Origin of the sequence: Rhizobium sp. BK376 (assembly GCF_004341625.1) — a bacterium.
In the GTDB taxonomy this organism is placed as follows: domain Bacteria; phylum Pseudomonadota; class Alphaproteobacteria; order Rhizobiales; family Rhizobiaceae; genus Rhizobium.
This window is the reverse complement of sequence record NZ_SLZG01000001.1, coordinates 822,633-846,732: the sequence shown is the minus strand read 5'-3', so window position 1 is coordinate 846,732 and position 24,100 is coordinate 822,633. Positions and strand designations below refer to the sequence as shown.

The 24,100-nt window shown below is 59.6% G+C and carries 29 protein-coding genes; 16 read left to right on the top strand and 13 right to left on the bottom strand.

The window, feature by feature from the left end; genetic code table 11:
- Positions 1-47 precede the first annotated feature (47 nt).
- A complete protein-coding gene (locus EV561_RS04375; protein WP_132517933.1) occupies positions 48-761 on the bottom strand; it encodes an invasion associated locus B family protein in 714 nt (237 codons plus the stop codon).
- 54 nt (positions 762-815) lie between these two features.
- Entirely contained in the window at positions 816-1,445 is a 630-nt protein-coding gene (locus EV561_RS04370; RefSeq protein WP_132517931.1) for an invasion associated locus B family protein, read from the bottom strand.
- Between the two features lie 341 nt (positions 1,446-1,786).
- Here EV561_RS04370 and coxB point away from each other — a divergent pair, with 341 nt between their 5' ends.
- From coxB to EV561_RS04345, 6 genes are all read left to right on the top strand, one after another.
- Positions 1,787-2,680, top strand: coding sequence for a cytochrome c oxidase subunit II (gene coxB / locus EV561_RS04365; RefSeq protein ID WP_132517929.1), 894 nt, complete (start codon positions 1,787-1,789; stop codon positions 2,678-2,680).
- An 18-nt stretch (positions 2,681-2,698) separates the two neighbouring features.
- A complete protein-coding gene (ctaD, locus tag EV561_RS04360; RefSeq protein ID WP_132517927.1) occupies positions 2,699-4,399 on the top strand; it encodes a cytochrome c oxidase subunit I in 1,701 nt (566 codons plus the stop codon).
- 61 nt (positions 4,400-4,460) lie between these two features.
- A complete protein-coding gene (locus tag EV561_RS04355) occupies positions 4,461-5,417 on the top strand; it encodes a heme o synthase (RefSeq protein ID WP_132517925.1) in 957 nt (318 codons plus the stop codon).
- Entirely contained in the window at positions 5,417-5,551 is a 135-nt protein-coding gene (locus EV561_RS38385) for a hypothetical protein (protein ID WP_281024705.1), read from the top strand. Before EV561_RS04355 ends, EV561_RS38385 begins: the two co-directional genes overlap by 1 nt.
- 14 nt (positions 5,552-5,565) lie before the next feature.
- Positions 5,566-6,177 (top strand): cytochrome c oxidase assembly protein, encoded by a 612-nt coding sequence (locus tag EV561_RS04350; RefSeq protein WP_132517923.1) that lies wholly within the window; start codon positions 5,566-5,568, stop codon positions 6,175-6,177.
- Between the two features lie 63 nt (positions 6,178-6,240).
- A complete protein-coding gene (locus tag EV561_RS04345) occupies positions 6,241-7,119 on the top strand; it encodes a cytochrome c oxidase subunit 3 (RefSeq protein WP_132517921.1) in 879 nt (292 codons plus the stop codon).
- Positions 7,120-7,249: 130 nt separating this feature from the next.
- Here the strand turns inward: EV561_RS04345 and EV561_RS04340 are convergent, their stop codons facing one another.
- Positions 7,250-7,894, bottom strand: coding sequence for an AAA family ATPase (locus EV561_RS04340; protein ID WP_132517919.1), 645 nt, complete (start codon positions 7,892-7,894; stop codon positions 7,250-7,252).
- A 114-nt stretch (positions 7,895-8,008) separates the two neighbouring features.
- Here EV561_RS04340 and EV561_RS04335 point away from each other — a divergent pair, with 114 nt between their 5' ends.
- The 5 genes from EV561_RS04335 (at position 8,009) to rnhA (ending at position 11,748) form a co-directional block, all read left to right on the top strand.
- Positions 8,009-8,392 (top strand): DUF983 domain-containing protein, encoded by a 384-nt coding sequence (locus EV561_RS04335; RefSeq protein ID WP_132517917.1) that lies wholly within the window; start codon positions 8,009-8,011, stop codon positions 8,390-8,392.
- 7 nt (positions 8,393-8,399) lie between these two features.
- Complete coding sequence (locus tag EV561_RS04330) at positions 8,400-9,149, top strand: SURF1 family protein (protein WP_245512589.1); 750 nt, start codon at positions 8,400-8,402, stop codon at positions 9,147-9,149.
- Between the two features lie 65 nt (positions 9,150-9,214).
- Positions 9,215-10,219, top strand: coding sequence for a 4-hydroxy-3-methylbut-2-enyl diphosphate reductase (gene ispH, locus EV561_RS04325; protein WP_132517913.1), 1,005 nt, complete (start codon positions 9,215-9,217; stop codon positions 10,217-10,219).
- Between the two features lie 123 nt (positions 10,220-10,342).
- Positions 10,343-11,308 (top strand): homoserine kinase, encoded by a 966-nt coding sequence (locus EV561_RS04320; protein ID WP_132517911.1) that lies wholly within the window; start codon positions 10,343-10,345, stop codon positions 11,306-11,308.
- The gene (rnhA, locus tag EV561_RS04315; RefSeq protein ID WP_132517909.1) at positions 11,308-11,748 is read left to right on the top strand and encodes a ribonuclease HI; all 441 of its coding nucleotides are present in this window, start codon (positions 11,308-11,310) and stop codon (positions 11,746-11,748) included. The genes EV561_RS04320 and rnhA overlap by 1 nt, the downstream gene beginning before the upstream one ends.
- Positions 11,749-11,832: 84 nt before the next feature.
- Here the strand turns inward: rnhA and EV561_RS04310 are convergent, their stop codons facing one another.
- From EV561_RS04310 to EV561_RS04300, 3 genes are all read right to left on the bottom strand, one after another.
- On the bottom strand, positions 11,833-12,066 hold the full coding sequence (locus EV561_RS04310; protein ID WP_132517907.1) for a hypothetical protein: 234 nt from the start codon (positions 12,064-12,066) through the stop codon (positions 11,833-11,835).
- Between the two features lie 60 nt (positions 12,067-12,126).
- Entirely contained in the window at positions 12,127-12,363 is a 237-nt protein-coding gene (rpsU, locus tag EV561_RS04305) for a 30S ribosomal protein S21 (protein WP_132518109.1), read from the bottom strand.
- Between the two features lie 209 nt (positions 12,364-12,572).
- On the bottom strand, positions 12,573-12,782 hold the full coding sequence (locus EV561_RS04300; RefSeq protein ID WP_132517905.1) for a cold-shock protein: 210 nt from the start codon (positions 12,780-12,782) through the stop codon (positions 12,573-12,575).
- 317 nt (positions 12,783-13,099) lie between these two features.
- Here EV561_RS04300 and EV561_RS04295 point away from each other — a divergent pair, with 317 nt between their 5' ends.
- Positions 13,100-13,618, top strand: coding sequence for a DUF992 domain-containing protein (locus tag EV561_RS04295; protein WP_132517903.1), 519 nt, complete (start codon positions 13,100-13,102; stop codon positions 13,616-13,618).
- A gap of 98 nt (positions 13,619-13,716) precedes the next feature.
- Positions 13,717-14,025: a Dabb family protein gene (locus tag EV561_RS04290; protein ID WP_132517901.1), complete on the top strand. Its 309-nt coding sequence runs from the start codon at positions 13,717-13,719 to the stop codon at positions 14,023-14,025.
- Positions 14,026-14,073: 48 nt separating this feature from the next.
- On the opposite strand, the gene EV561_RS04285 is transcribed toward EV561_RS04290, so the two are convergent.
- The 5 genes from EV561_RS04285 to EV561_RS04265 all read right to left on the bottom strand — a co-directional run bounded on the left by EV561_RS04285 (position 14,074) and on the right by EV561_RS04265 (position 18,212).
- A complete protein-coding gene (locus EV561_RS04285; RefSeq protein WP_132517899.1) occupies positions 14,074-14,976 on the bottom strand; it encodes a zinc ABC transporter substrate-binding protein in 903 nt (300 codons plus the stop codon).
- Positions 14,977-15,012: 36 nt separating this feature from the next.
- Positions 15,013-15,885, bottom strand: a complete 873-nt coding sequence (locus EV561_RS04280; RefSeq protein ID WP_132517897.1) for a metal ABC transporter permease — start codon at positions 15,883-15,885, stop codon at positions 15,013-15,015.
- Positions 15,882-16,652, bottom strand: coding sequence for an ABC transporter ATP-binding protein (locus EV561_RS04275; RefSeq protein WP_132517895.1), 771 nt, complete (start codon positions 16,650-16,652; stop codon positions 15,882-15,884). Before EV561_RS04275 ends, EV561_RS04280 begins: the two co-directional genes overlap by 4 nt.
- A 286-nt stretch (positions 16,653-16,938) precedes the next feature.
- The gene (locus EV561_RS04270) at positions 16,939-17,424 is read right to left on the bottom strand and encodes a peroxiredoxin (RefSeq protein ID WP_132517894.1); all 486 of its coding nucleotides are present in this window, start codon (positions 17,422-17,424) and stop codon (positions 16,939-16,941) included.
- A 71-nt stretch (positions 17,425-17,495) separates the two neighbouring features.
- On the bottom strand, positions 17,496-18,212 hold the full coding sequence (locus EV561_RS04265) for a protein-disulfide reductase DsbD domain-containing protein (protein WP_348633724.1): 717 nt from the start codon (positions 18,210-18,212) through the stop codon (positions 17,496-17,498).
- 259 nt (positions 18,213-18,471) lie between these two features.
- Here EV561_RS04265 and EV561_RS04260 point away from each other — a divergent pair, with 259 nt between their 5' ends.
- The 3 genes from EV561_RS04260 (at position 18,472) to EV561_RS04250 (ending at position 20,507) form a co-directional block, all read left to right on the top strand.
- On the top strand, positions 18,472-19,077 hold the full coding sequence (locus EV561_RS04260; protein ID WP_132517892.1) for a YqgE/AlgH family protein: 606 nt from the start codon (positions 18,472-18,474) through the stop codon (positions 19,075-19,077).
- An 87-nt stretch (positions 19,078-19,164) separates the two neighbouring features.
- The gene (locus EV561_RS04255) at positions 19,165-19,356 is read left to right on the top strand and encodes a CsbD family protein (protein WP_132517890.1); all 192 of its coding nucleotides are present in this window, start codon (positions 19,165-19,167) and stop codon (positions 19,354-19,356) included.
- Positions 19,357-19,445: 89 nt separating this feature from the next.
- Positions 19,446-20,507 carry a putative zinc-binding metallopeptidase gene (locus EV561_RS04250; protein WP_132517888.1) on the top strand — a complete coding sequence of 354 codons (1,062 nt, stop codon included), beginning with the start codon at positions 19,446-19,448 and terminating at the stop codon, positions 20,505-20,507.
- Between the two features lie 36 nt (positions 20,508-20,543).
- Here the strand turns inward: EV561_RS04250 and EV561_RS04245 are convergent, their stop codons facing one another.
- Positions 20,544-23,390 (bottom strand): sensor domain-containing phosphodiesterase, encoded by a 2,847-nt coding sequence (locus tag EV561_RS04245; RefSeq protein WP_245512588.1) that lies wholly within the window; start codon positions 23,388-23,390, stop codon positions 20,544-20,546.
- 65 nt (positions 23,391-23,455) lie between these two features.
- A complete protein-coding gene (locus tag EV561_RS04240) occupies positions 23,456-24,070 on the bottom strand; it encodes a GNAT family N-acetyltransferase (protein ID WP_132517884.1) in 615 nt (204 codons plus the stop codon).
- Between the last annotated feature and the right edge of the window lie 30 nt (positions 24,071-24,100).

The following is a 24,100-nucleotide window of genomic DNA, read 5'->3' as shown; positions in this document are numbered from 1 at the left end:
TCAGTGCCGATGTAGGTCCGTGGCGTTGCAAGAGCAAGCCCTCTCGATCACTGCAGCGCGTCATAGCCTTCTGCGAAGCCCTTGAGTTCGACCGGAATGCCGATGCCTTCCTCGGGTGTCTGGAAGAGAATGAAGGTCGCCGTCTTTCCGGTCCGCAACGTCTTCACCAGCGCATCTTCGAGGATGGCCTCGGCATAGCAGCCGTCCGAAAAGCAGCGCGTGAAGTTCACCCGGCCGATATCCTTGCCATCGATGTTGAGGCCAAGGCCATTGGGCAAGAGGATATTGAGAGGGGCGCGCACCCGCAGGATCTTCGATTTGTGATCGGAGGAGTTCAGCACGATGACGGAAAGGGTGATTTCCGGGCGATCTTCCGCCACGACGTCCTGGATCAGTCCGCATTGGTCGTTCGAGGCGCCGTTGGGCTTGTCGCAGACGATCGACCATGCTCCATGGGTCGACTTGACCGTGCCCGGGGGCTTCGGCTGCGACGGAGCCGGTCGAGACGGCTGGGCTGCTTGAGGTGTCTGGGATGCCTGGGGAGGTTGCTGCTCCTGCTCATTATCGGGCGCTGCCTGCGGCTGCTCCGGTTGCTGGGCCTGAACCCCGGGCAGTTGATCCTGTTGAGCCGGCTGCTGCTGCTGCTGGGCTGACTGCTGCGGCGCGGCGGTCTCAGCCGAAAAGGCGATACCCGGCAATAGCAGAAGCACCGCTGCAACGCGGCTGGCCACCCAAAGACCGGAAGAAGAACCAAACGTCATGAACGCCCCTTAGAATGAGGACTGCCGCTTGCCAAGGCGAATGCCGGGCGATGCTCAGGGCAGGGCATCATAACCTTCGGCGAACCCCTTGAGTTCCACGGGAATACCGATGCTATCCTTATCCCCGGTCTCGCGGATCGAAAAGACGGCTGTGGATCCGACACGCAGCATCTTCATAAGATTATCATCGATTTCGACTTCAGCGTAGCATCCATCGGCAAAGCAACGGGCAAATTGCGTATTGCCGAGGTTTTCGCCATCGACGATCAGGCCGAGGCCGCCACTGACCGGCGGACGCGTATCGAGAAGGACGCCAAGCGGCGCAAGCACGCGAAGGATCCGCGACTTGCGGTCGGCGGTTTTCAGCACGACGACGGAAAGGCCGATTTCGGGCTGATCCTCGGCGATGACGTTCTGCATCAGCGCGCATTGATCGGTCATTGCGCCCGGGGGTTTGTCGCAGATGACCGACCATGCGCCATGGCTCGACTTTACGGTTCCGGGCGGCTGCTGGGCCGGAGAGGGCGCATTTGGGCTGCCTTGGGGCGCTGCGGCCGGGGGGGCGGGCTGGGCGGCCGGCGGTTTCTGGGCCGGCTGAGATTGCTGGGCGAGAACGGGTACTGTGGCCGCGGCAGCGATGCTGGCGGTTAGAAGCCAAAACCGCGCGAGGGAACGAAAACCCATGGATACCTCTAGATTCGAATCAGTGGCGCCATTGTCGAGGTCGCAGCCGACAATGAAAAGCCCTGGCCGCTGGATTCCAATTCGACTGCGGCAGAAATAGGACTAAGGCTGACTTTGTTTCCCGTAATGATTGGACCCAAGCATTGTTTTGCCTATGATGATGAAAAGGCTTGGTGTTGTTTGCGCAATGGGATGAGGACTTTAGTTTGCGCAAAAATGCCGCATAGCCGATTGCTCTGAGTTGTTGCGGACCGCCTGAAACTGTGGTTTGAAACGGTTGAGGATTGTAGGGATTCTGCGCCTGTGACTGATCCAGAACGGGCGCTTGAGGGAGAGACATCGTGATTAAGAGGGCCAACGCAGTTATGGCGGCGACCGCCTGTCTGCTTTTTGCAACCGGCAGCTATGCCGATCAGCCATCTCCATGGCAAATCAACTTGCAGCCGGCAGCGACACCGATCATGAGCCAGATTCGCTGGTTCAATGCCTACTCGCTTTGGTTTGTCGTACCGATCACGCTGCTGGTTCTTGCTCTCCTTTTTGTGGTGATGATCCGGTTCCGCGCCAGCAAGAATCCGGTTCCCTCGCGCACCAGCCACAATACGGTCATCGAGGTGATCTGGACGATTGGGCCGGTGCTCATCCTGCTGTTCCTGGCGGTTCCCTCTTTTCAGCTTCTGACCGAGCAATTGACCTTCCCCCAGAATCCGGACGTAACGGTCAAGGCGACGGCTACCCAGTGGCAGTGGAACTACGAATATGAAAATAGCGGCGACAATCCGCTGGCCTTCGATTCCTATATGCTGAAGGAGCCGGACCGCGCTGCTGCCGGCAAGGATGACAAGTCGATCTATCCGCGTCTTCTGGCTGTCGACAACGAGATGGTCATTCCGGTCGGCAAGACCGTGCGCGTGCTTGTCACCGCTGCGCCGACCGATGTCATTCACTCCTTCTCCATGCCATCCTTCGGCATCAAGATCGACGCCGTGCCGGGCCGCCTGAACGAGACCTGGTTCAAAGCTGAGCGCGAAGGCATCTTCTACGGCCAGTGTTCCCAGCTCTGCGGCAAGGACCACGCCTTCATGCCGATCGCGATCCGCGTCGTTGCCGAAGACAAGTACAAACAGTGGCTGACGGCTGCCGCCACCGATCTCGGCAAGGCGAACAAGGCGCTGATGGCTGAGGTCGATGTGCCGGCCAAGGCGACCGATGTCGCCGCTAACGTCACGCAGTAATCCGGGAGGGGACTTAAAATGGCTGGATCTGCCGCTCACGACGACCATTCGCACGATCATCGCGACGCCCATGCGCACGACGATCATCATTCGCACTCCCACAAGCCGAGCTTTATCGACCGTTGGTTCTTTTCGACCAACCACAAGGATATCGGCACGCTTTATCTGATTTTCGCGATCTTCGCCGGTCTCGTCGGCGGTTCGCTGTCGATCCTGATGCGCATGGAATTGCAGGAGCCGGGCATCCAGATCTTCCCGGGCCTCGCCCAGATGGTCTACGGCTACTCCGCTGACGCCGCGCTCGATGGCGGCAAGCAGATGTACAATGTCTTCACGACGGCGCACGGCCTGATCATGATCTTCTTCATGGTCATGCCGGCCATGATCGGCGGCTTCGCCAACTGGATGGTGCCGATCATGATCGGCGCACCTGACATGGCGTTTCCGCGCCTGAACAATATTTCCTTCTGGCTGATCGTACCGGCCTTCCTGCTGCTGATCCTCTCGATGTTCGTGGAAGGTCCCGCAGGCGCTTACGGCGCCGGTACGGCATGGACGCTCTATCCTCCGCTGTCGAGTTCTGTCGGTCATCCGGGGCCGGCCGTCGACCTTGCGATCTTCGCGATCCACATCGCTGGTGCATCGTCGATCCTCGGCGCGATCAACTTCATCACCACGATCCTGAACATGCGCGCGCCGGGCATGACGCTGCATAAGATGCCGCTTTTTGCCTGGGCCGTGTTGATCACCGCCTTCCTGTTGCTGCTGTCGCTGCCGGTTCTGGCAGGCGCCATCACCATGCTACTGACGGACCGCAACTTCGGCACGACGTTCTTCGCGCCGGAAGGCGGCGGCGACCCGCTGCTCTACCAGCATCTGTTCTGGTTCTTCGGTCATCCGGAAGTCTACATCCTGATCCTGCCCGGCTTCGGCATGATCAGCCACATCGTCTCGACCTTCTCGAAGAAGCCGGTCTTCGGCTATCTCGGCATGGCCTACGCCATGGTCGCGATCGGCGCCGTCGGCTTCGTCGTCTGGGCTCACCATATGTATACGGTCGGCCTGTCGCTCGATACGCAGCGCTACTTCGTCTTTGCGACCATGGTCATCGCGGTGCCGACGGGCGTGAAGATCTTCTCCTGGATCGCGACAATGTGGGGCGGCTCGATCTCGTTCCGCACGCCGATGATCTGGGCGATCGGCTTCATCTTCCTGTTCACCGTCGGTGGCGTCACCGGCGTGCAACTCGCCAATGCCGGCCTCGACCGCTCGCTGCATGACACCTATTACGTCATCGCGCACTTCCATTACGTGCTGTCGCTGGGCGCCGTCTTCGCGATCTTTGCCGCCTGGTACTACTGGTTCCCGAAGATGACGGGCTACATGTACAATGAGACGATCGGCAACCTGCACTTCTGGGTCATGTTCATCGGCGTCAACATGGTCTTCTTCCCGCAGCATTTCCTCGGTCTTGCCGGCATGCCGCGCCGCTACATCGACTATCCCGATGCTTTCGCCGGATGGAACTATGTTTCCTCGGTCGGTTCGTATATATCGGGCGTCGCCGTGCTGATCTTCCTCTATGGCATCTATGATGCCTTCTCGAAGAAGCGCGTCGCCGGCGACAATCCTTGGGGCGAGGGGGCAACGACGCTGGAATGGCAGCTGTCGTCTCCGCCGCCATATCACCAGTGGGAACAGCTCCCACGTATCAAGTAACGGAATTCCGGGTGCCGTTGAAACTGCGGCGCCCGCGCATCAAGAGAAACTGGACGGGATAATGGCAGTCATCGACAATCACGAGCCACTTGCGCAACAGGCCGAGATCGGCCTGTCGGAAGCAGGAGCGCGCGATTATTTCGAGCTTTTGAAGCCTCGCGTCATGTCGCTGGTGGTCTTCACTGCCTTTGCCGGACTGGTGCTTGCTCCGGGCCATATCAATCCCATCATCGCCTTCATTTCCATCCTGTGCATCGCCGTCGGCGCGGGCGCGTCCGGCGCGCTCAACATGTGGTACGACGCCGATATCGACGCGGTCATGACCCGCACCGCGCGCCGCCCCATCCCCGCCGGCCGCATCAGGCCTTCCGAAGCTCTGGCTTTCGGCCTCGTCCTGTCCTGTTTCTCGGTGGTGATCCTCGGGCTTGCGGTCAACTGGCTGTCCGCCTTCCTTCTCGCCTTCACCATCTTCTTCTACGCTGTCGTCTACACGATGTGGCTGAAGCGCTCGACGCCGCAGAATATCGTCATCGGCGGTGCCGCCGGTGCCTTTCCGCCCGTTATCGGCTGGGCCTGCGTGACCGGCACGGTTCCGGTCGAGAGCATCGTGCTCTTCCTGATCATTTTTCTCTGGACGCCCGCGCATTTCTGGGCGCTGGCCTTGTTCAAGATGCGTGACTACGAGGCCGTCGGCGTGCCGATGCTGCCGAACGTGTCGGGCATCCCAACGACCAAGAACCAGATTGTTGTCTATGCTGTGCTGACGGCGATTGTGGCAGTCGTGCCGACAGCGATGGGCTTTGCTAGCCTCGGCTATGGCGTCGTTGCCGCGGCCCTTGGCGCCGTCTTCATATACTGTTCCATCGCCGTCTGGCGGATGCCGGACGGCGACGTGAAGATGATCCCGGCCAAGAAGCTCTTCGGTTTTTCGATCTTCTATCTCTTCGCCATCTTTTCGGCGCTCATGATTGACCGGCTGGTAGCCTTCGTCATTTCGGGAACCGGAGGATGGTTCTGATGGAACTGATTAAGCTCACGGAAGCGCAGAAGAAATCGCGGCGGGGGCGCAATGTCGCTCTCGGGCTGGTGCTGGCGGGGTTGGTCATCATCTTCTACGTCATGACCATTATAAAGATTGGCACCGGACATTAGTGAGGAGGACACGAATGGCGGAGGGGGCATCAGACAGGACAGGAACAGCAGGCCGAAATAACGGCCTGATTGTCGGGATGTGCCTCAGCTTCATTGTCGGCATGGGCGCGATGAGCTACGCCGCCGTTCCGCTTTATCGCATGTTCTGCCAGGTGACCGGTTTCAACGGCACGACGCAGCGGGTCGAGCAGGCATCCAACGTCATCCTCAACAAGCGCATCCAGGTCACCTTCGACGCGAATGTCGCGCCGGGTCTTCCCTGGGATTTCAAGCCGATGCAGCGCGAGATCGATCCGAAGATCGGCGAGACGGTCGAAGTCAAGTTCATGGTCGAGAACAAGTCCGATCAGCCGACGCACGGCCAGGCGATGTTCAACATAACGCCGTTTTCGGCAGGCGCCTATTTCAACAAGGTGCAGTGCTTCTGCTTCAGCGAGACAGACCTTGCGCCGGGGGAAAAGCGCGAGATGCCTGTGCTCTTCTACGTCGATCCGGACATCACCAAGGCAGAAGAAACCAAGGATATCGGAACGCTGACGCTTTCCTACACCTTCTATCCGCGCGAGGAAACGAAGCCGGTGGCTTCAAGCGAGGGCGCGGCGAAGGACGTGGAAAAGAAACTTTGATGAGTTGAGCTTTTCGGCTGAGCCGGAAGCAATATGGGAAAAGTTATTCGGGGAATTGCTGACATGGCCGAAGCGCATCAGAAAAATCACGACTATCACATTATCGATCCTAGCCCGTGGCCAGTCCTGGCATCACTCTTTGCTTTTGTGCTGACCTTCGGCGGCGTGTGCTACATGCGCTACCTGAACGGCGGCTCGATCAAGCTTCTGGGCCTCGAAATGGCCAATCCCTGGCTGTTTTTCATCGGCCTGGCGGGTATTTTCTACGTGATGTTCGGCTGGTGGGCCGACACGATCAAGGAAGCGCATGAAGGCGCCCATACGCGTGTCGTCTCGCTGCACCTGCGCTACGGCATGATCATGTTCATCGCTTCCGAAGTGATGTTCTTCGTTGCCTGGTTCTGGGCCTATTTCGACGCCAGCCTGTTCCCGAACGAGGCGATCCAGGCCTCGCGCACGGCCTTCACAGGCGGCACTTGGCCGCCGAAGGGCATCGAGGTTCTCGACCCCTGGCACCTGCCGATCTACAACACCATCATCCTGCTTCTCTCCGGCACGACCGTCACCTGGGCACATCATGCCCTGCTGCACAACGACCGCCGCGGCCTGATCCAGGGACTGGTTCTGACAGTGCTGCTTGGCGCGCTCTTCTCCAGCGTTCAGGCCTTTGAGTACATCCACGCGCCCTTCGCGTTCAAAAACTCGATCTATGGCGCGACCTTCTTCATGGCGACCGGCTTCCACGGTTTCCACGTCTTGATCGGTACGATCTTCCTGCTGGTCTGCCTCGTCCGCGCCATCAAGGGGGACTTCACGCCCAAACAGCATTTCGGCTTCGAAGCCGCCGCCTGGTATTGGCACTTCGTCGACGTCGTCTGGCTGTTCCTGTTCTTCTGCATCTACATTTGGGGCGGCTGGGGCGCGCCTGTCGCTGCGGGCTGATCTGAAGCCTATTGCCGGAATTGAAAAGGCGGGCGCCATGGCGCCCGCCTTTTTAGTGAATGGGATGCGTTCCGGGAACGAGATGCTCTCAGCCTCCGGAGGCAGGTGCCACAGTGCCAGGACCAACGCTCTATTTGCCTTCGGCAATTCTCTCGAAGGCGGATGGGCGCTCGATGCCGCTGTCGAGCTTCTCCCGGATCATCTGGACGCATTCAGCGGGCGTGAGCACCGAAGTGTCGATCTCAAGATCGTAGATGCCGGGAATGTGCACCTGTTCTTGCCAGCGCAGGACAGCGGCCGGCGGTGGCTCTGTCGCAGATACCGTCAGATATTCACCGATGCGTTCTGCCGCCGGTGCGCGCCGCCGCTCCATGATGGTCTCGACCGGACAATGCACGCCGACGAAAAGCACCGGGAAATCCGCGAGCCGACGCGCGCAGTCGATGAGGATGCCGAGCGGCTGGGAATAGGCGTCATGGTGACCGAAATCGGCAACGACGTTCAGGCCGAAGCCGCTGTGGATTGCGATGGACTCATACAGCGCGGCGTAGAAGAGGGGCACAAGCTCCTCCAGATCGGGCCGCTCGCCGCCTGGACGCAGGCCGATCCCAGGTCTGTATCGTTCCGGCGTGATATGCCGGACATAGGTATCGACGCCGAGATTCATCCACGGACCTTCGAATCTCTCCTGAATGGTCCTTGCAATGGTGGACTTACCGGATCTCGGCGCGCCGTTCAGAATGATGATCTGGCCGGCATGGTTGTCTGAATTCATGGTCTCTTTTCTTCATTTCATGCGAATCACTGGGACGAAAGCGCACAGGCATTCCCGATTCCCTTCGCTGTGGGAATACTCTATGTGAGAGTTGAGGAGTAATTGAGGAGATCGATGGAAGAGGATAGCGCTCATTTCCCGCCGGTGGATCCCGTTAAGGTCGGGCTCAAAGGCTGCTGCCCGCGCTGCGGCGAGGGCAAGCTCTTCGACGGCCTTTTGTCGCTGAAGCCGCGCTGCGCCGCCTGCGGGCTCGACTATTCGTTCGCAGATGCAGGCGACGGCCCGGCCGTCTTCGTCATCCTGATCGTCGGCTTCATCGTCATCGGGTCGGTGCTGTGGCTGCAGGTCAATTACGGCCCGCCGATCTGGGTGCATATCCTGCTCTTCGGACCGCTGACGATCATTCTTTCGCTTCTGTCATTGCGCTGGTGCAAGGGCATCCTGATCGCGCTCCAGTTCCGCAACAATGCCAGCCAGGGGCAGATCCAACGTGACTGAAGCCGTCATGCCCGCCTGTCGCGAAAGTCTTGGATGGCGGATCGCCAAGCCGATCATCCTTCTCGTCGCCCTCGCGATCCTTCTTTCGCTCGGCACCTGGCAGGTGCAGCGCCTGCGTTGGAAGGAAGGCCTTCTCGCCGATATCGCGGAACGCCGCGTTGCTGCGCCCGTGCCGCTCTCGACCATCGAGGCAATGGCGGCAAGCGGCGGCGACATCGAATATCGGAACGTTACGGCGACCGGCCGCTACCTCAACAACAAGGAGCGCCACTTCTTCGCCACCTATGACGGCGCCTCGGGTTTCTACATCTATACCCCGCTGCAGCTCGACGACGGGCGCTATCTCTTCGTCAACCGCGGTTTCGTGCCCTACGATGCCAAGGAGCCGGAGATGCGCGTCGACGGCCAGTTGACCGGCCAGCAGACGGTAGCCGGCCTGGCGCGGGCCAAGCTGCCCGGCAAGCCATCCTACATCGTGCCCGACAATGATCTCGCGAAGAACATCTTCTACTGGAAGGACCTCGACGTCATGGCCTCGAGCGATGGCTTCGACAAATCCAAGGTCATTCCCTTCTTCGTCGATGCCGACAAGACGCCCAATCCGTCCGGCCTGCCGATCGGCGGCGTGACAATCATCGATCTGCCGAACGATCACCTGCAATATGCCTTTACATGGTATGGGCTGGCCGCAGCGCTGGTCGCGATTGCCGGGATTTCCTGGTATCGCAAGCGTCATCCCGAGGCGCCCACGCAATAGAATTGCTTCATTTCCTCTTTAGAATGCTCTAGAGCAGGCATGACAGGATCTATTGCGGAAAAGACATGAACATAGCAGTGTCCAAACCTCCTTTGACCATTCGCCTCTGCGGCCCGCGCGGCTTCTGCGCCGGCGTGGATCGCGCTATCCAGATCGTCGTCCTGGCGCTGAAGTCCTATGGCGCGCCGGTCTATGTCCGCCACGAGATCGTCCACAATCGCTATGTCGTCGAGGGCCTGGAAGCCAAGGGCGCGGTCTTCGTCGAGGAACTGGACGAGATCCCGGTGGAGCACAGGGCTCAGCCGGTCGTTTTCTCCGCACATGGCGTGCCGAAATCCGTGCCCGCCGATGCCGATAGCCGCAATCTCTTCTATCTCGACGCCACCTGTCCGCTGGTCTCGAAGGTTCACAAGCAGGCGATGCGCCACAATCGCCTCGGCCGCCACGTCGTCCTCATCGGCCATGCCGGCCATCCTGAAGTGATCGGCACTATGGGTCAGCTTCCCGAGGGTTCGGTTTCGCTGGTCGAGACTGTGGAGGATGTCGATGCCTACACGCCGGTCGATCCCGACAATCTCGGCTATGTCACCCAGACCACGCTGTCGGTTGACGACACCGCCGGCGTGATCGCGCGCCTGCAGGAGCGTTTCCCCAATCTGACGGCCCCGGCTGCCGATTCCATCTGCTATGCCACGACCAACCGCCAGGAAGTGGTGAAACAGGCAGCACCCGGCTGTGATCTCTTCATCGTGGTCGGCGCTCCCAATTCGTCCAATTCTAAGCGTCTCGTCGAAGTGGCGCTCCGTGCCGGCGCAAAAAAATCCATCCTGGTGCAGCGCGCGTCGGAAATCGACTGGGATGCGATGGGCGATATCTCTACGGTCGGCCTGTCAGCGGGTGCTTCCGCGCCTGAGGTCATCGTCAACGAGATCATCGAGGCTTTCCGCATGCGTTACGATGCGCAGGTCGAACTCGCAGAAACCGTCAAGGAGACGGAGAATTTCCTGGTGAACCGGGAACTGCGCAATATCGAACTGACGGCTGCCGACATGGCCTTTGTTAATGGGTGAGCCGCGGTCCCGCGAAGAGGGAGCAATCGATCCAGTGAATCGATTGCAGCGGCGAACGCCCGAAGCCCAGGCGTAGGGCCGGGCGTGAATTTGATTGTAAAACATTACTAGTGAGACCTCACCTTGGCCGTTTATACCGACATCACTGAAGACGACCTCAAGCGCTTTCTGACTGAATATGATGCCGGTGAACTCACCTCCTACAAGGGGATCGCCGAGGGCGTCGAGAATTCGAACTTCCTGCTGCACACGACGAAGAATCCGCTGATCCTGACGCTTTATGAAAAGCGGGTGGAGAAAAGCGATTTACCCTTTTTCCTCGGCCTGATGCAGCATCTGGCAGGCAACGGCCTATCGTGCCCGCTGCCGCTGCCGCGCCGCGATGGTGCTTTGCTGGGTGAACTCTCGGGCCGACCGGCAGCGCTGATCTCCTTCCTCGAAGGCATGTGGCTGCGAAAGCCGGAGGCGAAGCACTGCCGCGAGGTGGGCAAGGCCTTAGCGCAGATGCATGTTGCGGGCGAGGGGTTCTCGATCAAGCGTCCGAACGCGTTGTCGCTGCACGGATGGCAGGCATTGTGGGAAAAATCCGAGGCTCGTGCCGACGAGGTCGAACCTGGACTGCAGGACGAGATTCGCGGCGAGCTTGACGTGCTGGCATCGAACTGGCCGAAGGGTTTGCCGACAGGTGTCATCCACGCCGACCTTTTCCCCGATAATGTCTTCTTTCTCGGTGATGAGCTTTCCGGGCTGATCGACTTCTATTTCGCCTGCAACGACATGCTCGTCTATGACGTTTCGATCTGCCTCAATGCCTGGTGCTTCGAAAAGGATGGCGCCTACAACATCACCAAGGGCACGGCGCTGCTCGAGGGTTACCGCAGCGTTCGCCCGCTGAGCGATGACGAGATCGCGGCGCTGCCGATCCTGTCGCGCGGTTCGGCGTTGCGCTTCTTCCTGACGCGCCTCTACGACTGGCTGACGACGCCTGTTGGCGCGATGGTGACCAAGAAGGACCCGCTCGAATATCTGCGCAAGCTGCGCTTCCACCGTCAGGTCGCCTCCAGCGCCGAATATGGGCTGGCGCTCTGATGAAGCACGTTGATATCTTCACGGATGGCGCTTGCTCCGGCAATCCCGGTCCCGGCGGCTGGGGGGCGGTGCTTCGGTACGGCGACGTCGAAAAGGAAATGTCCGGCGGCGAGGCCGAGACGACAAACAATCGCATGGAGTTGCTGGCCGCAATCTCGTCATTGAGCGCCCTGAAGACGCCCTGCGAGGTCGATCTCTACACGGACTCGAAATATGTCATGGATGGCATCTCCAAATGGATCCATGGCTGGAAGAAGAACGGCTGGAAGACTGCCGACAAGAAGCCCGTCAAGAACGCCGAACTCTGGCAGGCCTTGGAAGAGGCGCGCAACAGGCACAAGGTCACGCTTCACTGGGTAAAGGGACATGCCGGCCATCCAGAAAACGAACGCGCCGATGAACTGGCGCGCATGGGGATGGCGCCCTTCAAGAAACGATAAGCGGCTCCGCGGATCGTTTCTCGAACGAGTTCGGAAAGGCAAGCGACATCGCCGTCCGCTTACGATGGCTCTGGCGCTTGTTTTTTACGGTTTTGGAGAGGATTTGGACGAACGTCCACGCTTCTTGGGAGATGCGTCACTATCTGCTGGCGCGCTGGCGGCTTGTTGCAAGCGTAGTGCCTTCAGTCTTTCTGTCTTGCGTTCACGCTCCGAAAGCTCAGCGGCAATGATAGCCCGCGCCGTATGATCGGTGGCAGCGGCCTTGTCTTGCGCCGAAAGCTTGGCGGCATTGAAGAATTTTTCCTTTGTAGCGGTCATCGCGCTCTCCTTTCCAGCAGTGGTCCATGGTGGACGACGCACGCCTTGGCGCCGGAAAAATTACCGCGCGCGGAGCACTTTCTTTGGCGCAGGGAGCAGGCCTTCGCGCTGCATCTGCTTGCGGGCGAGCTTGCGCTGGCGGCGGATGGCTTCAGCCTTTTCGCGCGCTCTCTTTTCCGAGGGCTTTTCATAAGCGCTGCGCGCCTTCATTTCGCGAAATACGCCTTCGCGCTGCAGCTTCTTCTTCAGAACCCGGAGTGCCTGATCGACGTTGTTGTCTCTGACGAGAACCTGCAAAACTATATCCTCCATCTGGCGACGCCTGGCGTCGCAACTAACTGGCTTTCGCCGTTCTTGTGAATTTCGAATGCGAGATCGGCAACCAGGCGGACAAAACGGTCAGCCTGGCGCGTCAGACAAAAAAGGCCGGGCACAACCCCGACCTCTTCCCGTCACTCAGCCCATATGCTGCCAGTACATCCGTGGTCAGCCAAGGCGAATGACAATTATGCGGCCTGGAGATTATCGGCAGAATTCTTGCCGGACTTGCGGTCACGTACAATATCGTAGCGAATCTTCTGGCCTTCGGTCAGCTCGCGCATACCGGACCGCTCAACAGCGGAAATATGAACGAAAACGTCGGTGGAACCGTCGTCAGGCTGAATGAAGCCGAAACCCTTGGTTCCATTGAACCACTTTACAGTACCTGAATTCATAACGATCTCCTTTCAATCGTTGTTAATACAAGGCGAAACCTCGCCGTTTTTAATCGATGTTGAGAGGAAATCTGACTTAACGCTGTTTCGCGTTGACAAAGGTCGCAAGCAATACTCGACAGGTATCTATGTAGGGCCGTTTTCGAATTATGCAATATCTAATGTGTAAAAGAACGTATCCTTTCCGCGAAAGTCACTTTTTCATCGGACGCATAAGTTGTGGCGGCCGCATTCGGACGCTGTTTTGCCGCTCTTCGGGAACCATTTGAACACAAGTCCGTTCCGAAAACGTCGATTTATGGAAAGGGAGAAGGACCATGAAATCGCTCGTTTTAATTGTAGCTGCCTCGTCGATGGCATTTGCGTCGGTAGCCAGCGCTGCAACCACCCATCACACCAAGGCCAAGCCGGCCGAGCCAGCTGCAACGGGGCAGAAGAGCCGAATGGGTACGCTATCCTGCGAGGTCGCCGGTGGCGTCGGCATGATCATCGGATCCAGCAAGGCCGTTCAATGTGATTTCATCAAGAGTTCCGGCCCGCGTGAGCGATATGTCGGCAGTATCGGCAAATTCGGTGTCGATATCGGCGTAACCCAGAAATCCTATCTTCGCTGGGTCGTCTACAATCTCTCGGCCAATCGTGCGGGCGAGGGCGCGCTTGCGGGTAGCTATGTCGGGGCCACAGCCGGTGCATCCGTCGGTGTTGGTTTGGGGGCCAATGCGCTGATCGGCGGTACCGCCAAGAATTTCGGTCTTCAGCCGCTTAGCGGCGAAGCGACGAAGGGGCTGAATGTCGCAGCCGGTGTAACGCAACTCCAGCTTCGCCCGGCCAAATAAGCGCAGGCGCATAATCACTGGAAATGTGGCCCGGAGCATGGCTTGCTCCGGGCCGCTTTCCCTCTATGCTGCCGAAAAACACCATAGGGAGATTTCGAGTGATCCTGCATTGCGTTTTCCTGCGGCTGAAGGCGGCCATGACACCCGATGAAAAGCAATCTCTCTTCGAAGCGGTCGTCGCGCTGAAGCAGTTCATTCCCGGCATTCTTGACGTGAAATATGGCCCGAATGTCTCGCCCGAGGGCCTGCATAGCGGCTTCGTCGACGGCTTTGTCGTCACCTTTGACGGGCCGGAGGCGCGCGACACCTATCTCGGTCACCCCGAGCACGCAATCGTCGGCGAACGTATCATTACTTCCACGGACGGCGGATTAGCAGGCATCATGGTCTTTGATCTCAATATCTGAGCGATTGGGGAGGCATGCTGTGGGGTCCCACAGCATGCCTTAGCCAACTCAGCTGGATTTCGCTATCGCGGCCGCAAGCTGATCAACGTTATAACGGAACATTTTTTCATATGTCGGAGCCGGCCCGTTCGCCTTCGATAGAGCCTCGACATAGAGCACGCCGCCCGGCGCTGCACCGGTTGCCTTGGCCACCTGCTTGACCAGCCTCGGATCGTTCGAGTTTTCGAAGAAGTAGGTCTTCACGTGCTCCGTCTTGATCTGCTCGATGAGCTTGGCGACATCCGCCGCAGAGGCTTCCGATTCCGTCGAGAAGCCGAGCGGCGAGAGGAAGCTGACATTGTATTCGCGGCCGAAATAGCCGAAGGCGTCGTGGCTGGTCAGGATCTTGCGGCGATCGGCCGATACACCGTCGAATTTCTTGTGTGCATAGGCATCCAGCTCGGTCAGCGTCTGGGTATACTTCGTGGCATTCGCCTTGAAGTCGGCGGCATCGGCCGGATCTGCGGCTTCGAGCGCTTTTTCGATATTGGCCACCCAGATTTTTACGTTGACGGGGCTGTTCCACACATGCGGATCGGTGATCGTCTTGCCGTCGTCGACCATGGTGCGGGTGTTGATGCCCTCGGATGCGACGACCGGAGTTCCCTTATAGCCGGATGCCGTGATCAGCCGGTCCATCCATCCTTCCAGGCCTTCGCCGCTGACGAAGGTGATCTTGGCAGCATTGAGCTTCTTGGCATCGGCCGGCGACGGCTCGAATTCATGGGGGTCGCCGTTGGGGCCGACAAGGCTCGATACCTTTACATGGTCGCCGCCGACCTGTTTGACGACATCGGCAAGTACGGTGAAGGAGGCGACGACGGGCAGCGTTTCGGCCGAAGCCGGGGCGGCGATGCCGGCCGCGACAAGTGCCGGCAATGCGGCGGAGAGGAGCAGTCTGCTATACTTCATGAAAATCTCCTTCATGGATGTGGATCAGGGGAAGGCCTAGCCCTTGAGATGCGGGCGAGGAGCGAGCCGCCGGGCTATGCCCGAGGGACCGAAGAGAATGGAAAAGCCGTAGATCAGGCTCGCCGTAATGATGATCGTCGGGCCGGAGGCGAATTCCAGCTGGTAGGAGGCAATGAGACCGATATAGCCCGAGGCTACGGCGCTGATAGTGGCAATCACCATCATCTGCGGCAGGCTGCGCGACCAGAGCTGCGCAATCGCCGCAGGCAGCATCATCAACCCGACCGCCATCAGCGTGCCAAGCGCCTGGAAACTGGCAACGAGATTGAGGACGACCATCAACAGGAAGAGAAAGTGGTAGAGCGGCCCGCGTCCGCCGACCGCCCGCAGAAAGCCGGGATCGAAGCACTCCATCACAAGCGGCCGATAGATAATGGCAAGCACCACCAACGTCACGGTCGTGATCGCGCCGATCTGGTAGAGAGCCGGCGCATCGATCGCCAGGATCGTGCCGAACAGCACATGTAGGAGATCGATGTTCGATCCGCGCAGCGAGACGATCAGGACCCCGAGCGCCAGCGACGTCAGATAGAAACTCGCAAAGCTGGCATCTTCCTGGAGAACGGTCGTGCGGCTGACGAGCCCGGACAGCAGGGCGACCGAAAGCCCAGCCACCAAACCACCGATCCCCATCGCCGTCAGCGATAGCGAGCCGGCAACGAGATAACCGATCGCCGCACCCGGAAGCACCGCGTGGCTCATGGCGTCACCCATCAGGCTCATGCGCCGGAGCATCAGGAAGACGCCGATCGGGCCGGAGCCCAGCCCCAGGCAGAGGCACGCGATCAGAGCGCGGCGCATGAAGCCGTAGTCGGCAAAGGGCGCCAGGAAGATGTCGTAAGCCGTCATTCAGCCGGTTCCCACTTTGCCCGCGGTTGCTCTGGCAGGCAGGCTTCCGCACTCTCATCCCAGCTTTCCGCCATGGCCCGCGCGGCGACGAGATTGGCAGGGCTCATGACATCCTGCGTCCGGCCCCAGCCGACCAGTTCGCGGGCAAGCAGCAACGTCTCGGGAAAATGCGCGCGAACCTGCTCGAAATCATGCAGGACGGCAATCACGGTCCGGCCGTCGCCGTGCCAGCGCAGAACGATGTCGAGCAGGTCGCGGGTGGTGCGCTGGTCTATGGCTGTAAAGGGTTCGTCGAGCAGGATGACACGGGCGTCCTGCAGCAACAGGCGGGCAAAGAGCACGCGCTGGAACTGCCCGGCCGAAAGCGAACCGATGTGCCGCCGCTCGAATCCGCCCAGTCCAACTGCAGCCAGGGTCTCCTTCGCCCGCTCCATATCATCGCGAGAAAAACCGCCGAAAGCACCGGAATTCTTCCAGGCACCCAGCATGATGGTATCGGCCACCGAGATGGGGAACCGTCGATTTATTTCTGCCGCCTGCGGCAGGTAGCCAAAATCGCTGCGTTGCAGGGCTCCGCAATCGATCGTGCCGCTGGCTGGCTTCAGCTCCCCGACGATCGCCTTGAGAAGCGTCGACTTTCCCGCCCCATTAGGCCCGGCAATCGCCGTCAGGCTACCGGCCTGGAATGCGCCGGAAACATGATGCACCGCCGGATGCCGCTCATAGGCGACGGTAACGTTGTCTAAGTGTATCGCCGGCCTGCTCATGGAAGCACCACCGCCCAAGTGATGGCGAGCCATAATAGAACAAGGACAACGGCTACGCCGACGAGGCGCGTCAAGGCGGAGCGTCCGATCAGGGACGAGAGGTATGGATCATTCAACAAGGGCATGGCTGCTTCGTGTAATGGAAATGTAATAACGTTACGTTTGTAGCTGGAAGATTACGGCAAAAAAGAGGCGGCTGACAAATTGTCCCGCACTACCTGAGAAGCTCGAAAACAAAAGGGCGCCCATCGGACGCCCTCCATCATTCCATAATCAAGACAGCCGCTCAGAGCTGCTCGATCATCGCGGCAGCGCCGGAAACCGTGGCCTGGCCTGGGGTTTCCTCGATGTTGAGGCTCTTGACCACGCCATCCTCGACGAGCATCGAATAGCGCCTGGAGCGGACACCAAGGCCGCCGCCGGAGAGATCGACATCGAGACCAAGGGCCTTTGCGAAGGACGCATCCCAATCGGCGAGGAAATGGATCTTGCCCATGCCGCCGGAGGACTGCGCCCAGGCGCCCATGACGTGCCAGTCGTTGACGGCAACGACAGCAATATCGTCCACGCCCTTGGCAAGGATGGCGTCGCGATTTTCGAGATAGCCCGGCAGATGGTTCAGCGAGCAGGTCGGCGTGAACGCGCCGGGTACGGCAAAGAGAACGACGCGCTTGCCGTTGAAGAGCTGTTCGGTCGTGATCTCGACCGGACCGTCTGCCGTCTTTTCCTTGAAAGTGGCAGCAGGCAGTTTATCGCCGACAGCGATGGTCATGGGGTCTCTCCTCGTGTCTTGAAGTTGGATGGCGCGGGCGCCACCGGTTGAAGTAAAACTATAAATTCCGGTCAGTCGAAAGCAAGCGTCGTTTCGATGGCGCGATCGCCGTCGATTGCAAGGATGTCCCAGCGCTTGCCCTTAATGTCATAAGTCTTCGGAAGCCGGCCGATCATGATATCGGTCTGGAAGTCGCGGCCGTCGCGCTTGTCGTTCATCCGCTTGAAGAATACATATCCGCTCGGGCCGGTCACATAGATCTGCGGCGCATCGCCCGCCGCCTCCGGCAACGTCATCTTCAAGGACAATTTCTTACCGTCCGCCGAAAGCGAATGGCTCTCGACGGAGAAATCCGGGGAGGGCGGTTTCGGCAATGTCGCTGCGGTCGCATCCAGCACCGCCACCTCTTCAGGTTCGGATTGCGCCGCCGACGAAAGCGGCAGCGAAAACGATGCCTGGAAAGGGATGCAGATATCCTTGCAGAGGCCGATGAATGCCGTCAGGTCCAGCTTGGCCGGCTTGGCATCGCCCGCAACCTTCAAGTCGAGCGGCAGCGTCACGGGCTCGTCGTAGCCGATCTCCTGGATGGGGCCGATTGCAATCGGTTTCGGCACCGGATAGCTGATTTTATCGAGCGTCGTGCCGCTGTCTGCTGCAAGTGTGATTTGCGGCGGGATTCCGCTGTCACCGGGCTCGCGCCAATAGGTGACCCAGCCGGGTTTCGGCTCGATCTGAAGCGCTGCCCTGATCCGCCCCTGGTCGTCGGGGGAGAGCGCTACAAGCCGCATTCTCCCGCCTTCGTTGAGCTGCCAATCACTGCTAGCGGCGTCCGCAATTTGGGCAGACAAGGCGAAAACTGCCGCGGCCACAGCGATCATTTTCCGGAACAGGCGGGAGCTTGGTGTCATGGAACAGGGATTTACCCGATAGGGGAAGAGGCCGCTATAACCGCGCTAAAAAGATTTGATCATTTTCAGTTGATTGATTTGTGACATTGCCCCATCTTCCCTCTTGCGGGTGCCATACGCGCCGCAGGCAGGAGGAACGATGTCCCTATCGACTCTGAAGAATAGGCGTGAGCGAGGCTTTCTCGACGGTCAGTTTTTGATTGCCATGCCCGGTATGGCCGACAGCAATTTTGCCCGCACAGTCATCTATATCTGCGCGCACTCCGATGCCGGTGCCATGGGCTTCGTCATTAACCGCGGCCAGAACCTCACCTTCACCGACGTTCTCCTGCATCTCGAGATGATAAAGCGAGACGATGCCATTCTCTTGCCCCAGGATGCGCGTGATTTTCCGATCCAGACAGGCGGGCCGGTCGAGAGCGGCCGTGGCTTCGTGCTGCATTCCGATGATTATCTCAGCGACAGCAGCATCCCGGTCAGCGACGACATCAGCCTGACGGCGACGCTCGATATCGTTCGGGCCATCTCCAAGGGCGGCGGGCCGAAGCGCGCCACGATGCTGCTTGGCTATGCCGGCTGGGGTTCCGGCCAGTTGGAAGCCGAAATCGCCAGCAATGGCTGGCTGAATTGCGCCGCCAACGAGGAACTGATCTTCGACCGCAGCCTTGACGACAAGTATGAGCGGGCTCTTGCTCTGATGGGTGTGACCCCTGCCATGCTTTCCACAGAAGCGGGCCACGCCTGATCGGCCACGCTACGGAACGAAATCGATACGGCTACGTTTCCTCCCTGCAAGTGCGAACAAAGGTTCGCCAAACAGAGGAGACCCGATATGGGTAGCACGAGCGATAAGATCTCCGGCAAGGTCAACGAAATGGCCGGCAAGGCCAAGCAGGCTGTCGGCAAAGCCACCGATGACAAGGAAATGCGCGCCAAGGGCGCTGTCCAGGAAGGCAAAGGCAAGGCTCAGGTCGCCGTTGGCAAGGCCAAGGACAAGGTGAAGGGTGCCGTCGATCGTATGTGATCGTGTGGTCAACTCTGCAAGAGCCTGCTGCGTTCCCGCGGCGGGCTCTTTTGGGATTTGGGCAGTTCATTTCGGACGGGGTATCGGAAATGCGGCTCTACACCTGCGATCATTGTGGACAGGTCGTTCACTTCGACAACCGTCAATGCGTCCGCTGCGGCTACCGGCTCGGTTTCGCGCCCGAACGCTTGATCATGTATGCCCTGGAGCCGGCCCCCGATCCGAATTGGCACCTCTTTTCGGAGCCGCAACGGTCCGTGCGGTTTTGCTCCAACGCCACTCTCGATATCTGCAACTGGCTCGTCGATGCCGCCGACGAGAATGCATTCTGCATCGCCTGCCGCCACAATCGCCTGGTGCCGAATACCGGCACGCAGGAGGGTGTCGAGCATTGGCAGCGTATCAGCCAGGCGCAACGGCATCTGTTCTATTCGCTGCTTCGTCTCAACCTGCCGCACCCCGATCGCCAGGAGGATCCAGAAGGCGGCCTCGTCTTCGATTTCCTTGAAGACCAGGTGGAAGTTGACGGCAATATCAAACCCGCAATGACCGGTCACGAAGAAGGCCTGATCGCTATACGCGCCGCAGAGGCTGACGACGTGACGCGCGAGCTTGCCCGCGCTTCGATGAACGAGCCCTATCGCACTCTGCTTGGCCATTTTCGCCACGAGACGGGGCACTTCATGTGGAACAAGCTGGTTCGCGATCGCAATGGCTTCGAGGCCTTTCGGTCCGTCTTTGCCGACGAGCGCGAGGACTACGCTGCGGCGCTGCAGCGACACTATGACAATGGCCCGCTGCCGAACTGGCAGGAGAGCTTCATTTCCGCCTATGCGAGCACGCATCCATGGGAGGATTTTGCCGAGTGTTTCGCGCATTATCTTCATATCGTCGATACGCTGGAAACCGCGCGCAGCTTCGGTATTGCCATCGACCCCCGCGGCCACGAGGAGATGGCCGCCGAAGTCGACTTTAACCCCTATCGGGCAAGGAGCGCCGAGCAGCTGGTCAGCGCCTGGATTCCGCTAAGTGTTGCGATCAACTCGATCCAGCGCAGTATGGGACAAAGGGATTCCTATCCTTTCGTCCTGTCGCCGCCGGTCGTGGCGAAACTCGAATATATGCACCGGCTGATCCAGGATGCTGCATAGCGTCGATCGATCGATCGAACTGGAAGGGCAGAGTGCTTACGCCCGCTTTGTCAGGGGAAAACGTTCTTTCAGCAGCCGCAGCACGGAATCGGTGCCCATGGGCGGTCCGAAGATGAAGCTCTGGCCGTAGCTGCAGCCCATCTTGGCAAGCTCCAGCGCATCCTCTTCCGACTCGATACCCTCGGCGACGACCTTCATGTCCATTTCGCGCGCCATCGAAATGACGGAGCGCAGCAGCACCGCCTTCTTGTCGCTCTCGTCGCGCACTAGGCTCTTGTCGAGCTTGATCGTGTCGAATGGGAAGCGAGTGAGATAGGAAAGGGACGAATAGCCGGTACCGAAATCATCAAGCGCCAGGCCAAGGCCGGCATCACGTAGCTTGTTCAGCACGAGACGGGCTTGCTCCGGATTCTCCATCACCATGGATTCCGTCAGCTCCAGCTTGATCCGGCTCGGCTCGCAATGTGTCTTCGCAAGCAATGCCCGCACATCTTCGTAGAGCTCGTTGTTCAGAAGCTGCGCGCTTGACAGATTTACGGAAACGAAGAGCGGCAATTCGCCGGTCTGGCGCTGCCAGGACATCAGGTCGTTCGTTGACTGCTCCATCGCGAACATGCCGAGCGGGCCGATGATGTCGGAGGCCTCGGCGATCGGGATAAATTCGGATGGCGGGATATTGCCGCGCTTGGGGTGTTCCCAGCGCATCAGCGCCTCGAAACCGGCGATCTCCGCATCCTCCAGCCGCACGATCGGCTGATAGACCAGCGACAATTCCTTACGCTCGATGGCGCGGCGCAGATCGGTCTCGATCTGCAGGCGGTCGGTGCCGAAATTGCGGAAGGCAGGACGGAAAGGCTCGACGCGGTTTCCGCCAGCGCGCTTGGCGCGATACATGGCAAGCTCGGCATCGCTGAGCAGACCCGGCGCCGTTTCCTGCTGGTCGACCCAGGAGGTCAAGCCGATCGAGGCCGTCAGGATGATTTCGCGGTTGGCGAAATTGATCGGCACCATGATCGCCTTGCTGACCGCATCGGCAAAATCCGCCACCTTGGTCGGGTCGCGTTCCGAGATCAGGATTAGGCCGAACTGGTCGCCGGAAAGACGTGCGAGCGTGTCCTGTGGTTTCAGCAGGCGTCGCAGGCGCCGTGTCAGGGCGATCAGGATATTGTCGCCGGCGGCAACGCCGAGCGCATCGTTGACCATCTTGTAGCGGTCGATGTCGATCACCATCACGGTCGGGCGAACCATGTCGCCGCCGGGCGCAAGCGTCAGCACGGATTGCAGGCGGTCGATGAAGACCTGCCTGTTCGGCAAGCCGGTCAAGTTGTCGTGCAGCGCATCATGCAGCAGCCGCTCGATCGAATTCTTCTGCTCGGTGACGTCAACGATCGTGCCGACGCAGCGGATGATTTCGCCGTTGGACCCGAGCACCGGACGTGCGCGGATCGACAGCCAGTGGAAATGCCCATCCTCGGCGCGAATGCGGAACTCGTGGTTCAGCCGGCCGCGACGATGCTCAAGCAGGACGTCGAGCGTCGCCCGGAAGCGATCGCGGTCGTCAGGATGCAGCCGCGGCAGCCAATTGCGCGCCGCTCCATGCATGCTGCCGTGGGAAAGCCCCAGCTTCTGAGAAATATCAGGGATCGTTACGACGCGGTCGCGCGCCACATCCCAATCCCAGACCGTATCGCCCGAGCCGGTCAGCGCCAGCGACTGGCGTTCGAGATCGGAAAACAGGCCTTGCTGGAATGCGCCGCCGGCAAAGGCATGCTGCATGACCGTAAAGCCGATAAGAAGAACGATCAGCACGAGACCGCCGCCAAGAGCCGGCTGGACGATATCGTTGTCGAGCTTGCCTGTTATCGTCAGCCACGCTCCGAACAGCCAGACGATGATGAGCACCCACGCTGGCACGAGCAGGATGGCGCGATCGTAGCGGTTGAAGCCGAGATAGATGATCAGAAGGATGCCAGCGGTTGCCGTCAGGGCCAGCGATACGCGCGCAATGCCGGCCGCGATCGAGGGATCGTAGATAGCCACGCCGAACACCAGGGCAAGGCCCAGGACCCAGGCGAGCGTGACATAGCCGAGATGCGCATGCCATCGATTGAGATTGAGATAGGTGAACAGGAAAATCACCAAACTCGACGCGAGCGCCACCTCCGCACAGGCGCGCCATATTCGCTGGTCGCTTGAGGTCACGCTGATGAGTTTGCCGAGGAAGCCGAAGTCGACGCAGATATAGCCGAGCACAGCCCAGGCAAGTGCTGCTGTCGCCGGCAGCATCGACGTTCCCTTGACGACGAAGAGAATGGTCAGGAAGACGGCGAGCAGACCGGCAATGCCGAGAACAATGCCGCGATAGAGCGTAAAGGCGTTGACCGTATCCTTGTAGGCGTTCGGCTCCCAGAGATAGAGCTGCGGCAGGTTCGGCGAGGACAGCTCGGCAACGAAGGTGACGACCGCGCCCGGATTGAGCGTGATGCGGAAGACATCAGCCTCGTCGCTCGGCTGCCGATCGAGCGCAAAGCCTTCGCTCGGGGTGATGGAGATGATGCGCTGCGAGCCGAGATCCGGCCAGAAGAGCTTCGAATTCACCAGTCGGAAATGTGGAGCGACGATGACGCGCTCGAGCTGCTCTTCCGAAACGTTGGCAAGCGCAAACACCGCCCAGTCGCCCTGGTGGTTGGGCGACGTGGAGCGCACCTCGATGCGGCGGCGAATGCCGTCGGCGCCGGCTGCCGTCGAAACCTGGAAGGCTTCGCCCTGGTTCGCGTAGATTTCCGTCGTTGCGGTGAGGTCGAGCGCGGTGTCGTCGCGCGAAATCTTGACCGGCTCGGCCGCATGCGCAGCACTGGTAAAGATGACGAACAGCGCCAGCATGGCAGCCGAAAAGATCACAGCGAGCAATCGTCGGGCTGCAGCTGGGTTCGAGAACTGAGCGGTGATCATAGGCTTAGGGATTTTCTGGTGAGGTGGGAATCCGATTCCAACCGGGAGAACATCACATGATCGCGCCATTGCCCGTTGATTTTCAAATATCCGCGCAAGTAACCTTCCCTCTGGAAACCGGCCTTTTCCAAGAGCCTCATGCTACGTTCATTATCCGGAATACAGGCTGCCTCTATACGGTGCAACTCAAGACCTGAAAAGATGTAGGGTATAACCAACTGAAGTGCGGCGAACATATGGCCTTTGCCGGAATGCCGTTCGCCCATCCAATATCCGATCATGCAGCTCTGGGCCGCACCCCGCCTGATGTAGCCGATCGTCAGGCCGCCAAGAAGCGTCATGTCCTCCTTGGAAAAGATGAAAAGCGGGATGGCCTGGCCCGAATTATATTCCTGCTTGCCTCGAATGACGCGGGCCCGATAGGCGCCCTCGGTCAGCTCGTCGTGACGCCAGGTCGGCTCCCACGGCTCCAGGAACCTTCGGCTTTCGGCCCTCAGCCGGTGCCATTGGTTGAAGTCCGAATAGCGCGGCAGGCGGAGAAGATGGTCGTCGCCTTCAAGCTGAACAGTGTCGGGATGTCGTGACAGAAACCGAAAAACCGATTTTGACATCCGTTAGTCTACTCCGGGCTTTTGATGTCT